We start from the raw sequence: 15,371 nt of genomic DNA, 5'->3' as shown, positions 1-15,371 counted from the left end.
GGTTTGATTATTATCGTCAAGCTGCGTAACTAAAATCTCCCAAGTTTAATTCTACGGGATTGACGGCAGGGGTCAGTTTGATAATTAGCGACTGGTATCTAATGACTAGCACTTAATGATTGGTACTTGATAATTGACACTTAATGATTGGTATTTAATGACTAATCTTTTCTGTCAGTACACCCATGCTATAAAGTACATAAGCAATCACAGTTAATGCGACGATAAATGGAGTAAACATCCAAATCACAATATTGATTAAAAGTGATGGTAACAATCCATTGAACAGCTCAATATCTGGTGCGAAAAAATCGGTCATAACATCGACTGCACGCTTAGCAATAGGGAATAGCAAAGTGCTGAAAGCCAACATGTAAATGTACTTGCTAAAGCCAGGGTCACTCATGACTACCATAAAGTAGAACACTGTAAAAAACGTGATGCCAAGTGCCCAACATTTGAGAGTGTAGCTTAAACGAATCATTGTTATTTCCTCCCTAAGCTTTCTATTGATCGCTTCACATTGATCTTACGCAGAGTAAAGCTGCTCCTATATATTCATTATTTTAAATACATATTATATGTTATAATACGAATATATGGTTGAGTCAACCAATTTTTCTATTTATTTAAAATGCTCCATAAATCATTCAATTTAAAAATGATGTTTTTTAAGGAATGCTTTCGTAAATATAATAGTAAATAGCCTAAGTAAACTAAATTTATTCTATTAGAAAATAAAATTACAACTACAACTCACTACTTGGACTCAAACCAAACAACCGCTTATATTCTCGGCTAAACTGACTAGGGCTTTCGTAGCCTACTTGCATTGCTATTTGTGATATTTGCGCTCCATGCATCTTGATTAAGCGTCTGGCTTCCATTAAACGTAAGCTTTTTTGATACTGTAGCGGACTCAGCTGGGTTATTTCTTTAAAATGCTGATGAAACCCTGAGACACTCATGCCGCATCTACTAGCCAAGCTCTCAACCATAATAGGTTCATCTAGATGTGCCTTTATCCAGTCAGTCGCTTGAGCAATGCGGTGTGTATGGCTACCGCTAACGACCAATTGCTTAAGTTTGTTGCCTTGCTCAGCCAAGAGTAGGCGATAGTATATTTCTTGTTGAATTAAAGAAGACAGAAAATCAATATCGTTTGGATAATTAAGCAAGCGTATCAATCGATCAAACGCGTCCATTATGGTGTCATCTAGGTGCCACTTTATCCCTAAATGGCTGCCTGCCATTGGTTGTGTGGTCGGTAGCTGCGCTAATACATCTCTAATCATGGCTAAATCTAATTTCATTGATAAAACAATGACAGGGTTTTTTATCGAAGCATGTTTAATATGCATACTTAGCGGTATATTAACTGGACAGAACATCAAGTTACTATTGTCAAACCTTTGACAGTCAGCACCCAAATAAATCTCGCGTTCTCCCTGCAATACAATACAAATACTTGGCTCTTGAATATAGCTTACGGCTTTGCTTGGTTTGTCCGCGCAGTAAAAGAACAAGCCTGAAACAGCGGACTCGATGGTTTTATTTCTAGGTAGTACTGCTAAAAGTTGGTCAATAGTCGTTTGATTCATCACGAGTGCTTATTTTATAGAGTTGCCTGATAGTATAAATATTTGTAGGATTAGGCAAGAGTTATAGAGGTTTGTTCTAACGTATAAATGCAGAGGATTCTATAATAATCTCATCGCAACAGCGTAAGTACGACCTCTAATAATATGAAACAAGGAATAATTACTCATGAAAATATTTTATAAAACGCGTGCAACCGCTACTGGTGGACGTTCTGGCCATACTGGATTAGACGATGGTTCTTTAGGATTTGACTTGGTATCTTTTCAAGAGCAAGACAAAGAAGGCGTGAATCCAGAACAGCTTTTTGCCATGGGTTACGCGGCTTGTTTTGATAGCGCTTTGAGCATGACTGCACAGCACATGAAATTGCCTGTTACCGCTTCAAAAACCTCTGCGCAAGTAGGTATCGGTATGAAAGCTGACGGTAGCTACAACCTAGAGATAGAGCTGTCTGTAGAAGTATCAGGTATTGATGAAGCGCAAGCGCAGCAGTTGATCGAAGCTACGCATCAGGTGTGCCCGTATTCTAATGCTACTCGCGGCAATGTCGATACTCGTCTAGAAGTTACTGTTGCTTAAATGCTGTTGTTCAACGACTGTTGACCGTAGACTAGCAATATTAAAATAATAACTCGAATATAAAACGCCTCGATTTATAAGAGTCGGGGCGTTTTATGTTGTCTGGTAGAATCATAAGCTGGAACTTTTTCTGAGCAGTTTAGCTAATGATAGGTTGTTAATAGCATTATTTTATACCGGTACTTTTTTATTTAAGGTAAACACTAAGACCGCGCCCAAAATAACTGTGCTTGCAACTATAAATGGCATAGTCAGCTGTTCAGATAAAAACACCACACCTAGCAACGCAGCAATCACAGGGACACATAGCTGAACGATAGCGGCTTGTGTGTTTTTCAATAGTGGCATCGCTGTATACCAGATACTATAGCCCAACCCTGAGGCGATCGCTCCGGATGCACAGGCGAGTAGTACACCTTCAATGGTAATACCATCCAAATTGATATTTTTCAAACCTAAGTCATCTAGATACGTCATACCTACCAGTAATAGTATAGGCACAGCGACTAAACTACGCACAAAGTTGAACCCTGTCGCTCGCAGCGGTGAGACACATGATTTGCCTCGTATACTGTATATTCCCCAAGCTATGCCGCTCATAGCCATTAACGCTGCCGCCAATGGTGATGGTATGGCAGCTGATGGCAGCATCAAATACACGAACCCTGCCACTGCAACGGCAAATGCTAACCATTGTAGCGCGCTTAATTGCTCCTTTTTGTAGATACCCCAGCCAATCATCGTCAGCTGAACCGCTGAAAACAAAATCAATGCCCCAGTGCCAGTATCCAGCTCTACATACGCAATTGAAAAGCACAGCGCATAAATCACCAAGCTGAGACTACTTAACCAACTGCCTTTGTCATTTAATATAGCGTGGACAGTAGATTCGTCATGATTAGACGTTTGGCGTCGCAGTCTGTAAGCATGTATAGCCATGATAATGCCTAGACAGGCCGTCGCACTCACTAGCCTGATGATGGTAAAGCTCCAAGCATCGATGTAGCCTTCCGCCAATGCCATTCGGCAAAACAGAGAATTTGCAGCAAAGGCGATTAACGCAATAATAGTATAAATCGTGGCTTTCAAAAGTAATTCCTACAATGAATAAATGGCACAAAACAGGCAAACATAGGATTTTAGTTTTAGGTCTTAAGATACGCTGTTATAACGAACGTTTATTCTTAGCAAAGATAATAGATTTATAACTGATTAATCTAATCTATAGCCGTTTCACAAGACAGGATATTTTGTCGTACTTATGGCAAAAAGTCTCTTTTAAATCAGAATAACGATAGTTGTATTGACGATAAGGTCTAAAAATAGGGATGATGTGCTTTGCATCAAATGAATCTTTAGAACAACATTCATTAAACACAATAAATCAGATAAATAAATAGGAAACGATAGTATGGATTGGGCAAGTATTTTTATTCATGACACAACTTGGTTATTTGCCTTTGAAATCTTAATACGTGTCACTGTCATGTTTGTATTGATTATCACATTTTTACGATTTACTGGTAAGCGCGGTGTCCGTCAGCTCTCTATTTTTGAGTTAACCATCATTTTATCGCTAGGTTCTATTGCAGGTGATCCCATGTTCACCGAAGACCTGCCCATCATTCAAGCGGTATTAATCATGGGTACCGTCATTTCGCTCTATAGGCTTTGTACTTGGGCGATGATGAAATTTCAGCCTTTTGAAGACCTGTTAGAAGGCAAGTCACTTTATATTGTAGAAGATGGCATGCTGGTGCTTGATAAAATCAAAAAAGGTGAAATGTCACACGATGAGTTTTTTGCTGAAATGCGCCAACAAGGGGTTGAGCATTTAGGTCAAGTGCGTACTGGTTTGCTCGAGACTGATGGCAATTTTAGTATTTTATTGCACACCTCTGAAAAAACAGACTACGGGATGCCGCTTTTCCCCAAGCAATACCGACCGGTCGAGCAAGTAGAAGCAGGTGTTTATTATGCTTGTATGTATTGCGGTTACGTTGATGAAATCTCTGACCCCAATCAGTGTTGCCCGCGCTGCGAGGATAATTGCAATAATTGGGCTAAAGCGTTAAACAATCATATCGTCAAATAATATTACTACTTGGCTGCCTTAGCTCAGTTAATAAGCTAAGGCAGCCAATTTTTTTCAAATTATCAGATAAAAACCTCTCATTTACTGACAGTTTGTCTGACTTGCTTTATACAGCGCATGGCTCTCATTATTTATGTCACTTTATACCAGTCAAGTTTGCGCGTCATCACCATCACGCAGGCAAGTATCACAAAGCAGAATATCGCACCCAGTAATAGATTGAGATCTTCTGTACTTAAAATACCGAAAAACGCAGCATATAGCCCAGCAAGTGTCGCGGTAAAGATTACTGCCCGTTTTAAACCGCCAAATACATAATAGCTATACCAGCCAATAAGCCCAACACAAGCACTGGCCGCTACCATATAGGCTTGCCAAAATGCGATTTGTTCTGCAAGTGGTAGTAATAAGACATAAAAGACAAATAGTGCGCAGCCGACGAGCAGATACTGAATAGGGTGGATACGACTTGATTTGAGCACTTCAAATAAAAAGAAAGTGCCAAAAGATACCAAAATTAATAGCAAGGCGTACTTCATGGCTCTTTCAGTTTGTAGATAGACATCGTTGGGGCTTGCAAAACTAACGCCAAAGCTGTTTAGCAGAACACTTTGATTACTACCAGCTACTGCTGTACTGTCTGTCGTCAGACCTCTTGATGCCTCAAGCGAATCAGGATTGTACGAATGACTATCGATATTGAGCGTTGATTCACTTATGACAGTACATTGATGGTTAGGCACGCTGAGACATTGAGAGAGGTACTGATTATTTGCAACGGTTAAATACTGATTTTGCCAACTGGCATCAAATCCTTTAGCGGTAATGCTCTTGGTATTTGGTAATGCTTTACCGATGAAGTTTGGTGTCTGCCAGTCACTGTGCATAGACAGAGTAAAGTTCTGCCCAGTTGGGACAGTCGTTACATTACTAATGCCAGCTAATGGCAAGTCGATCACAATATTGAGCGCTTGATTGTCTTTAGGATTAGATAACTGGCTATTTACCTCTGATTTATCTAGATTTTTATTTATTGAGCCTGTAGTAGCCAAGCCATCTTTATTCTGCTGGCTAGTAGGATTGCTCAATTGCTCCAATACGTCTTTAGGAATATCTACTTCGACATAGGTTAAGTTCTCTATCATTGGCATTTGCGGATAGTTTGCTGCAATCGACTTTTGATTAATTGTGACAGTAGGCAAGGTAGCGACACCGCGCAAATCAGACACAGGAATGATCAATTTTGCTTTATTCCAATGGGTAATGGTTTTGGCCAATGGCGTTTTATCTGTATTGAGAGAGGTAGTAACTGACTCTGAATCGTTGCCAAGGAGGGTTGCTGTTTTGTCTGCAGACATATAACTTTGGTCGAATGTCAGCTGACCCTCATAACTAGTGGCACTATAGATACCGCGTTTATAAGTGTCTGTGTTTACTTTTAGGTTCTGTGCTGCCTGCGTCTGAAAGGCAAATATCGTCTCGATTTTCGAGTATGACGGTTCGCATTTGTTCTTTACATTTGGTGTATCAGATGACTGACATGCTGGTGTGACTGTCGTAGGGATGGCGATAAATGGATTAATGACTTCTTGTGGATTGACGTGCTGCTCGGTGATTTCTTTTATCACTGACTCTGCGTAGTATTGTCTCTCATATATGATGTCGCTAATCATACTGAGACCAATCGAAAAAACGATACAAAGTCCTACAATGATGGATAACTTAGTCAATAATGTTTTTTGCATGTTGTCGCCTCCTAAGTGTCTTTAGTCCACAGCTGCCGAGATAGCAGACTGTGGTTTTAAAAGACATCATAGAGAGGGCATGAAGAGAAGATGTGCAGGAAATATGGAATAACTGTGAAAGGGTAAAAGTTGATATTTTCGGATAATTGTTTTTCGATTATTAATGTGTTTAATGCTTTTTTGTATCGCCAACGACTTTATCCATGATAGCGAATAACAAGCCAGACAATACAAAGGTCATATGAATAATGACCTTCCACATGAGCTTGTCAGCATCAAGTTCACTCATTCCACTAGATATATCCATAAAGGATTTCAAAAGGTCAATTGCCGAGATAGCGACGATCGCTCCGATGACTTTGAGCTTTAGACCCGAAAAGTCCACTTTGCCCATCCAGCTAGGACGATCATCATGAGTGCCAGTATCGATTTTTGAGACAAAGATCTCATAGCCACTGAATATAATGATAAGCAGTAAACTGGCAACCAGAGAGATATCAACCAATACCAATATATCTACAATCACACTAGCTTCAGAGGCCGTCAGAATGTCAGCGAACATGTCCCATAGCTTTTGGACAAACTTAATAAATAATAAAATAATGCCTAACACCAACCCTAGATAAAAAGGTGCCAGTATCCAGCGGCTATTAAATATGGTTTTTTCTAAATAAAGCTCAAACTTCTTTAGCATGGGTATCTCTTAAGTTTTAAAGACAAGAAAGTCTTAAAGACACAAATATGAATAATTTTTTGGGTATAGCTATTTAGCTTTAGTCAGGCGATATATTATCTATATTAGCGAGCTGTGCTACTACTTGCTGAACGCGCGCTTTTCTATCGCCACTAATGCGTTGAAATGGTTTTTGATGCTTGCTTAATTGACTGGCGAAATAGTCGCTTATCTCATCGCGTTGGTGTGGACTGTCTCGCAGGTCATCAGCCACCCATGGCGTATCAACCTCAGTCAATAATATCAAATCATAGTGATGCGCCAACGCTGCTTGCTCAAGATCCGTTGGGCAGTCGCCATAATACCAATAAGAATAAACCATCAGCTCAAACAAACTGGTATCGCAAAACAAATAATGACTGGCATTAGACGACTGAGCGACTTGTTTGGCCAAGGTATTCTCTAGTGTAACCTGTCCCTGTGCGATAGGGATCAGATCTTCCCACGTACAAGTCAGCTGCTCGTCGTCCCACTTTGCCTGTAAGTAGGTGCGCATGTATTCTGACACCCAAGGAGTATCAAAATGCTCGGCCAAATCACGACATAAGGTCGTCTTACCCGTACTTTCTGCCCCTAAAACCGCGACGTTGATGACAGATTTAGGCGTATGCTGCTCGAGGTTGTACACGGTAGCGTCGTTGCCATTCATAGTATGCCCAGATTGCGATAAGAGTGAAGACTACATATTGTAGCGCGGTAAAAGTAAAACCTTTATAGAAGTATAGTGGTACCGATATCGCATCAGCGATGATCCAGAGTATCCAATGCTCGATTTTGCGCCGTGCCATGAGCCACATTGCCATCAAAAATAAAGCAGTAGTGAGCATGTCAGTATAATCGACCCAAGTAAATAGATGGATTCCAAGTACCGCACCATCGAAACTGAAGCCATTATTAATCACTGGACGGAAGTAATAAACCAATCCTACAAAAGCTATCGTTCCTGCTGCCAAAGCAGATAGTATCGGGATGTCACCTGTATGCAAATGCTCAATACGGACATTATTGGCATTTGACTGCTTGTGCTCAACAGACTGGTTTTTCTTATTCTTTGACCAGTTAATCCAGCCATACAAGCTCATCACGGTATAGTAAGCATTGATGAACATATCGCCAAACAGCTGCCACTTCCACAGTAGGTACACAAATATAGCAGTGCTGACCAGACCGATAGGGAAGACTAAAATATTGGTTTTGCTGGCGAGTAAGACACTTGCTACGCCGAAGACAACGGCAATCAGTTCAAGAATGATGAATATTGTAGAGTAGTCAGCGTATTGACCAAATAACCAGTTGAGAAGTTCTGCCATTAGTATTCCTAAATATGAGCGCGTATCAATATTCTGAATAATCAAGATAGTTCGATGAATAGTACAGACCAAAATGATACCAATTATAACGTAGCTATCGCAAAAGGACGGCAGTCTTTGCTAATTTATGGCAAGAAACAGATTATTTGTAACAAAGTATTAGAAAAATTATAATATTCAGGCATAATAAACACACTGATTTTAAGTTTACAGTTATTCACTGAATTTGAATGGCTATTATTTTTCCACTTTTATGCTTATTCCAAGCACCACAGTAGTAGACAAGGAAGCTTATCATGACGACTTGTATCACAGGCACTGGTCTTTATATCCCACCTTACAGCATTAGTAACGAAGAGCTAGTTGAGTCATTTAACCAGTATGTTGAAAACTATAATACCGAACATGCTGAAGAGATAGCTGCAGAGACAGTGACGGCACTTGAGCCTTCTTCAGCTGCCTTCATCGAAAAAGTATCTGGTATCAAATCACGTTATGTGATGGAAAAAGAAGGTATCTTAAATACTGAAATCATGGCGCCAGTTATCCCTTACCGCAACTTGGGCGAAGAGTTGTCAGTCATGGCCGAAATGGGTGCAGCAGCACTGAGAGACGCTTTGGCTGATGCTGGACTTGAGGCCAACGACTTAGATGGTATCATCCTTGCTTGCTCAAACTTCCAACGTACTTATCCTGCGGTTGCCATCGAAATCCAAAACGAAATTGGTATGATTGGCGGCTTTGCTTATGATATGAACGTTGCGTGTAGTGCGGCGACGTTTGGTCTGTCACAAGCACATGGTTCTATCATCTCTGGTTTGGCCAAGCGTATTGCTGTGGTCAACGTTGAGATTACCTCAGCGCATCTAAACTGGCGCAACCGTGACAGCCACTTTATCTTCGGTGATGTAGCGACTGCTTCTATCGTTGAAGAATTAGATACGCCAAAAGGTTATGAGATTCTAAACTCTAAGCTATTTACTCAGTTTTCGACCAATATTAAAAACGAATATGGCTTTATGGATCGCTCAGAGTATCTAGCAGCACAGACTGAAATGTATCCAGATATCAAAGCACCGGTCACTGACAAGCTGTTTTTGCAAAACGGTCGTAAAGTATTCCGTGAAGTCTGTCCGAAAGTGTCAGAGATTATCACTGAGCACTTGCAAGAAAACGACATCCCAACATCTGATGTTAAGATGATGTGGTTGCATCAAGCCAATGCCAATATGTTGGATTTGATTCTACGTACCGTGGTTGGTAAAGATGCCGATAAATCGATTGCTCCGAGTGTTATTGCTGAATTTGCCAATACCAGCTCAGCGAGTCCTATGATTGTATTCCATCGCCACAAAGATGACTTAGTATCAGGCGATCTGGGCGTTATTTGCTCATTTGGTGCAGGTTACTCTATTGGATCGGTCTTAGTTCGCAAGGTCTAATACTTTGACTACTTGTTTTGATAAAAATAGCTAAGAATATTCTTAGCTATTTTTTTGTCTGTTGTTTTTGCTATTGAAATTAAGCTGTGACATCTAAATATAAACAGAGATGTTGGAGAAGATAACATCGAGATTACCGACAATATCAACAAGAATGATTAGAGGTTTTAATTTACCCCAAAAAATTTGCTATAATCACGGGCTTATTCCTCTTATCCAATTAAAAGTCCTTTTATGAAAGAATCCTTACGCCTGCGTTTAGACCAGATGGTAGACCGTTATGAAGAGGTCACCGCTTTATTATCAGATCCTAGTGTCATTAGTGATAATAATAAGTTCCGTGAATTGTCTGTTGAGCACAGCGACTTGATGGAGATCACGACGCTGTGGCAAAACTACGTGGGTGCAGAAACGGATCAGGCTGATGCAGAAGCGATGCTAGCCGATGCAACAGATCCTGACATGAAAGAGATGATGATCGATGAGATTGAGAGTGCGCGTGATACCATCGTAGAGATGGAAGAAGCGCTTAATCTGATGATGCTACCAAAAGATCCTAACGATAAAGTACCAGCATTTTTAGAGATTCGTGCAGGGACAGGTGGCGATGAAGCAGCGATTTTCTCTGGTGACTTGTTCCGTATGTACCAAAAATACGCGCAGAGCCAAGGCTGGACACTAGAAGTGCTCTCTGCAAATGAAGGTGAGCATGGCGGTTATAAAGAAATCATCACTCGTGTATCTGGCAATAGTGTATATGGTCGTCTAAAGTTTGAATCAGGCGCTCACCGCGTACAGCGTGTTCCTGAAACCGAGAGCCAAGGTCGTGTGCATACGTCAGCTTGTACGGTTGCGGTCATGCCGGAAGTTGAGATTGATGATACCGTCGATATCAATCCTGCTGATATCAAAATGGATACTTTCCGCTCAAGCGGCGCTGGTGGTCAGCACGTGAACACGACTGACTCTGCCGTACGTTTGACACACATTCCGACAGGTACCGTGGTAGAGTGTCAGCAAGAGCGTAGCCAACACAAAAACCGTGCGCATGCTATGAAAATGCTGGTCTCTAAAATTCAACAAGCCAAAGTGCAAGCACAGGTCGATGTGGCGGACTCTATACGTCGTGACTTGGTCGGTAGTGGCGATCGCTCTGAGCGTATCCGTACCTATAATTTTCCACAAGGTCGTATGACCGATCACCGTATCAACCTTACCTTATACAAACTCGACTCCATTATGGAAGGCGACTTGGATGAGATTCTTGATGCACTATTACGTGAGCATCAGGCTGATTTGATGGCCAGTATCGGTGGCAATGACTAGTAGCTAGTCTTTAAAAGCACCAACAGTTTTATCGTTTTTATCACCATGTCTGTTCTTATAATAATAAGTATTGATTTAATTTTTCTGTTTTCGTTTATCCATTTAATTACCTAAAAATATTGAGAGTGTTATGTCAAAGCACAATAATCAGAACCAAGATCAAACCCCAGTCGTAGAAGATGCTAACGAGCTAATCGCACAACTGCAAGCCAAGCTAGATGATATCAGTGCTTCAGGTAAACAGCCGTATCCTAATACGTTCAAACGCACTGATTATGCGCAAGACTTACAGACGGCTTTTGATGGTGTCTCAAAGCAGGAAATTGAAGAAAAAGCAGCAAATGGTGAAAAAACACAGGTCAACGTGGCAGGTCGAGTCATGCTCAACCGTGGTTCGTTCATCGTGATTCAAGACATGACAGGCCGTATTCAGCTATATGTAGCACGTAAAGAGCTTGATGAGGAAACGCGTGCAAGCATCAAATCACTAGATTTGGGTGACATCGTTGGTGTATCAGGCTATATCGGTCGCTCAGGTAAAGGCGACTTGTATGTGCATATTGAAGAAATTACGCTACTGACCAAATCACTACGTCCAATGCCAAACAAGTTCCATGGCTTGGCTGATGTCGAAGCGCGCTATCGCAATCGTCATCTTGATTTGATGACCAATGAGACGACTCGCAATACCTTTATGGTTCGTAGTCAGATCGTCAGCGGTATTCGTCAATTTATGCTAAATGAGCGTTTTATGGAAGTTGAAACGCCAATGATGCATCCGATACCAGGCGGCGCAGTAGCCCGTCCGTTTGAGACACATCATAATGCATTAGATATGCCTTTATATCTACGTATCGCGCCTGAGCTTTATCTTAAGCGTCTGGTCGTTGGCGGGTTTGAGAGAGTATTTGAGATTAACCGTAGTTTCCGTAATGAAGGGGTTTCAACCCGTCATAACCCTGAATTTACCATGATTGAGTTCTATCAAGCATACGCTGATTATCATGACTTAATGGATTTGACTGAGCGTCTGTTTAATCAGTTAGCAATAGATGTGTTGGGCACAACAGAGCTTACGTATCAAGAAGAAGCCATTAGCCTAAAAGCACCATTTGCTCGTCTATCAATGTCTGATGCGATTGCAAAATATGCTGAAAACTTTGATATGACACGTATCAATGATCGTGAATACCTAGCAGAATATGCATCTACGACACTTAAGCAGCAAGTCAAAGATGTGTTTGGTGTGGGTAAACTACAGACGATTATCTTTGAAGAAACGGCTGAGCATCAATTACGTCAGCCAACGTTCATTACTGAGTACCCAGCTGAGACCTCGCCTCTAGCGCGCCGTAGTGATGACAATCCTGAGATTACCGATCGCTTTGAGCTGTTCGTTGGTGGTCGTGAGTTGGCCAATGGTTTTAGTGAGCTTAATGATCCAGCAGACCAAGCCGAGCGTTTCCGTGGTCAGGTTGCTGAAAAAGACGCGGGCGATGATGAAGCCATGCATTTCGATGAAGAGTATATCGAAGCATTGTCTTATGGTTTGCCACCGACAGCTGGTGAGGGTATTGGTATTGACCGTTTAGTAATGCTATTTACCGACTCTGCTAGTATCCGTGATGTGATCTTGTTCCCGCATATGCGCCGCAAACAAGATAGCTAATGTGGGTTTGCTTGCTATAAATCCAAACTGATACTTAACTCAGCATAAAAAGCTTTTGCTCATTTTCACAGAATGGGTATCAGCTTTTTTGTGAAATATCGTTTATAGGGGTATTATGGATATTCAGCAAGCATCACATGTACCATGGCAAAAAATGATTCAGCAATGTTTTTTATCATTGTATGAGTTGCCCGATGACAAAATCACTGACTATGATCATTTTCAGGGTTATGATTTTGTTTTTGAGTTTTCTGGCGCTACTATTTATTTGCTTGTCAATACGGTTGTGATGCAAGCGAATAGACAAGAAGTGGATAATGCTAAAGTTCGTGAGTGGAGAAAAGAAGTTGTTAACCAACTTATCAAACGCCACGCTCAGATTTATCAAAAAAACGACAGCCTAATTGTAGATAGAAGTGCCGTGATAACTGATAAAGCGATTTACTTTATCGGTTTAACATCATTGTCTGTCAATCATCAAGACGATCAATTGGGCCATTCCTCTTACGCAGTTGGCTACGAATATGGCAGTCGGTTTTTTGCAGAAGACTGTGTTTTAGACTTAGATGATGAGCAAAGTATCCTACAAGTCTTTAGTCATCAAAACTTCGTTGATATCCTCAATCAGTTGGTGACGCCAAGTGATTTGACAACTTTTTTAGATTTTCATCGTCGTCAACTATCTAGCTTTGCATCATTTCAAAACGAATCAACATTGCTTAAACAGTTTCTACAATCACCTGACTTTCATCAAAGAGCGATTAGGGTGCAAGAGCAGCTAATCGATAACGAGTTAATTGAGCAAGTTGAATTACGCTTACTTAAAGCAGTAGAGCCGAATCAGACTGTGTTTGCCGATGCTTTAATGGCTGAGATGCAAAAAAATACGGGTATGTGGTTCAAGCTATTCAACAGTGTGCTTGAGCGTTATCATGAAGCAGGTACACCTTTACCAAATGAGCAGGTTGATATTTTGGTAGATGAGTCAATGTATACCTATGCGTGTCTAGTAGAAAAAATCTTAGCTTATAGAACCATGGATCAAGACTCGTGCTGGAATGGATATGTCCGCCATGAGCATTCTTATCACGTATTTGGACGCCATTATCTCATGGTGTTTTATGCGCAAGACGATAGCAGTTCGCTAAGCGCAGAAAACGTTAGGCGCTCTTATAAAGATTTATTGTCAGATATTAATGTCCAATTACAAGAGCCAGTAATGGACGATTTGTTTTTACTGGGCGTAGAGTTTAGGCCGTGCGAAGACAGCGTAAATACTGAGGTTTATCTGGATATATTTCATCAAGCAGGCTCATTGATTGATGAAAGTACTCAACGCTTATATGACCGACTGGCCCAACTTCAAGCTCAGTTATAACCTAAACATAGTATGATTCATTAGCCTGACGCTTCCTTTATATTTGTATTATTTACATTGGCATTTATTATGACGCAGCAATATCAAGTTTTAGCTCGCAAATACCGACCAAAAAACTTTCACGAGCTGATTGGGCAGACGCATGTGTCTCAAGCGCTAATTAATGCGATTGATTATAATCGTCTGCATCATGCTTATCTGTTTACAGGTACGCGCGGTGTGGGTAAGACAACGATTGCGCGTATTTTATCTAAATGCTTGAACTGTGATACAGGTATTACCAGTACCCCTTGCGGCGTATGTGATAATTGCGTTGCTATTGATCAGGGACGTTTCATTGATCTTATTGAGATTGATGCCGCTTCTCGTACCAAGGTCGAAGACACGCGTGAGCTGTTAGACAATGTGCCTTATGCGCCTAGCCAAGGACGTTATAAGGTCTATCTGATTGATGAAGTACATATGCTGTCTACGCACAGCTTTAACGCGCTACTTAAAACGCTAGAAGAGCCACCGGAGCATGTTAAGTTTTTATTAGCGACGACTGATCCACAAAAGCTACCGATTACGATTATTTCGCGCTGCTTGCAGTTCGTTCTGCGACCATTACCGCAAACGTTACTTAGCGAGCATTTGGCAAATATCTTGACTAAAGAGCAGGTAGGCTATACTCAGCCAGCCATTTGGCAATTGGCAAGTGCAGCTAAAGGTTCTGTACGTGATGCTCTATCATTGACCGATCAAGCCATTGCTTTTGGTCAAGGAGCACTGGATGATGCGACTGTCAACGCAATGCTTGGCCTCATTGATGCCGCTGACTTAGTGCGTCTAATCACAGATATTTATAATCATGATAAGTCGGCGGTTGCTGCTCATATTGAACAAATGCGCGCGCAAATGGTCGATGCGACTAGTATGTTTGATGGGCTCGCTGAGCTGTTACATCAGTTGGCATTGACTCAGCTGTTACCTGAGGTGGCTCTCAATGTCAATGAGGCGCAAGCAAAAGATATTTATACGCTAGCTCAGCATATTAGCCCTGATGTCTTGCAGCTGTATTATGAGATTGTTGTACAAGCCCGTGAAGGTGTCAAGCTTGCAAGTACACCGATGCAAGCGCTTGAGATGTGCATCTTACGATTGCTGGCGTTTCGTCCATTACCAGTCGATGAAGTCTTGAGCAATACTTATGATAGTGATGGGTCTGCTACCAAAGTACCAGCTATAGAACCAGTATCTTCTACATCAGCTCCAGATGCTGTTGCACATGAAGCGTCAGCACCGCCGCCAGAGCTTTATAATGTTGATTATCAGACACCAAGTCACGATGAGCTGCAAAGCGGTATTGATTATAATGACAATTTAGCACAGTCAATGACTAGTGCTATGCCTGAACTAATTGTTGAGCCTGAACCAATTGTTGAGCCTGAACCAATTGTTGAGCCTGAACCAATTGTTGAGCCTGAACCAATTGTTGAGCCTGAACCAATTG

14 protein-coding genes are annotated in these 15,371 nt (G+C 41.2%); 7 read left to right on the top strand and 7 right to left on the bottom strand.

Annotated elements, in window-relative coordinates; genetic code table 11:
• Positions 1-154 precede the first annotated feature (154 nt).
• Complete coding sequence (locus I3249_RS12435) at positions 155-484, bottom strand: hypothetical protein (protein WP_201579479.1); 330 nt, start codon at positions 482-484, stop codon at positions 155-157.
• A gap of 265 nt (positions 485-749) precedes the next feature.
• Positions 750-1,601 (bottom strand): AraC family transcriptional regulator, encoded by an 852-nt coding sequence (locus I3249_RS12430; RefSeq protein ID WP_238070173.1) that lies wholly within the window; start codon positions 1,599-1,601, stop codon positions 750-752.
• 166 nt (positions 1,602-1,767) lie between these two features.
• Here I3249_RS12430 and I3249_RS12425 point away from each other — a divergent pair, with 166 nt between their 5' ends.
• Complete coding sequence (locus tag I3249_RS12425; protein ID WP_101204365.1) at positions 1,768-2,181, top strand: organic hydroperoxide resistance protein; 414 nt, start codon at positions 1,768-1,770, stop codon at positions 2,179-2,181.
• A 171-nt stretch (positions 2,182-2,352) separates the two neighbouring features.
• Here I3249_RS12425 and I3249_RS12420 read toward each other — a convergent pair whose 3' ends face one another.
• Positions 2,353-3,270, bottom strand: coding sequence for an EamA family transporter (locus tag I3249_RS12420; RefSeq protein WP_238070172.1), 918 nt, complete (start codon positions 3,268-3,270; stop codon positions 2,353-2,355).
• Between the two features lie 322 nt (positions 3,271-3,592).
• On the opposite strand from I3249_RS12420, the gene I3249_RS12415 reads away from it, so the two are divergent.
• On the top strand, positions 3,593-4,276 hold the full coding sequence (locus I3249_RS12415; RefSeq protein WP_238070171.1) for a YetF domain-containing protein: 684 nt from the start codon (positions 3,593-3,595) through the stop codon (positions 4,274-4,276).
• A 131-nt stretch (positions 4,277-4,407) separates the two neighbouring features.
• Here the strand turns inward: I3249_RS12415 and creD are convergent, their stop codons facing one another.
• The 4 genes from creD to pnuC all read right to left on the bottom strand — a co-directional run bounded on the left by creD (position 4,408) and on the right by pnuC (position 8,064).
• Positions 4,408-6,021 (bottom strand): cell envelope integrity protein CreD, encoded by a 1,614-nt coding sequence (gene creD / locus I3249_RS12410; protein WP_238070170.1) that lies wholly within the window; start codon positions 6,019-6,021, stop codon positions 4,408-4,410.
• Between the two features lie 169 nt (positions 6,022-6,190).
• A complete protein-coding gene (locus tag I3249_RS12405) occupies positions 6,191-6,715 on the bottom strand; it encodes a TIGR00645 family protein (protein WP_238070169.1) in 525 nt (174 codons plus the stop codon).
• Between the two features lie 79 nt (positions 6,716-6,794).
• The gene (locus I3249_RS12400; RefSeq protein WP_238070168.1) at positions 6,795-7,382 is read right to left on the bottom strand and encodes an ATP-binding protein; all 588 of its coding nucleotides are present in this window, start codon (positions 7,380-7,382) and stop codon (positions 6,795-6,797) included.
• Positions 7,354-8,064 carry a nicotinamide riboside transporter PnuC gene (pnuC, locus tag I3249_RS12395; RefSeq protein WP_238070167.1) on the bottom strand — a complete coding sequence of 237 codons (711 nt, stop codon included), beginning with the start codon at positions 8,062-8,064 and terminating at the stop codon, positions 7,354-7,356. Before pnuC ends, I3249_RS12400 begins: the two co-directional genes overlap by 29 nt.
• Before the next feature lie 296 nt (positions 8,065-8,360).
• Here pnuC and I3249_RS12390 point away from each other — a divergent pair, with 296 nt between their 5' ends.
• The 5 genes from I3249_RS12390 to dnaX all read left to right on the top strand — a co-directional run.
• Positions 8,361-9,506, top strand: a complete 1,146-nt coding sequence (locus tag I3249_RS12390) for a beta-ketoacyl-ACP synthase III (RefSeq protein ID WP_057760302.1) — start codon at positions 8,361-8,363, stop codon at positions 9,504-9,506.
• 234 nt (positions 9,507-9,740) lie between these two features.
• Positions 9,741-10,832, top strand: a complete 1,092-nt coding sequence (gene prfA / locus I3249_RS12385) for a peptide chain release factor 1 (RefSeq protein ID WP_057760300.1) — start codon at positions 9,741-9,743, stop codon at positions 10,830-10,832.
• A gap of 130 nt (positions 10,833-10,962) precedes the next feature.
• Positions 10,963-12,501 carry a lysine--tRNA ligase gene (lysS, locus tag I3249_RS12380; protein ID WP_102090341.1) on the top strand — a complete coding sequence of 513 codons (1,539 nt, stop codon included), beginning with the start codon at positions 10,963-10,965 and terminating at the stop codon, positions 12,499-12,501.
• 115 nt (positions 12,502-12,616) lie between these two features.
• Positions 12,617-13,879 (top strand): hypothetical protein, encoded by a 1,263-nt coding sequence (locus I3249_RS12375; RefSeq protein ID WP_238070166.1) that lies wholly within the window; start codon positions 12,617-12,619, stop codon positions 13,877-13,879.
• 69 nt (positions 13,880-13,948) lie between these two features.
• A partial coding sequence (dnaX, locus tag I3249_RS12370) for a DNA polymerase III subunit gamma/tau (protein ID WP_238070165.1) occupies positions 13,949-15,371 on the top strand: 1,423 nt, incomplete at its 3' end.

This window comes from Psychrobacter sp. Ps1, from assembly GCF_022129425.1.
Taxonomy (GTDB): Bacteria; Pseudomonadota; Gammaproteobacteria; order Pseudomonadales; family Moraxellaceae; genus Psychrobacter.
This window is presented reverse-complemented; position numbering and strand designations above follow the sequence as displayed.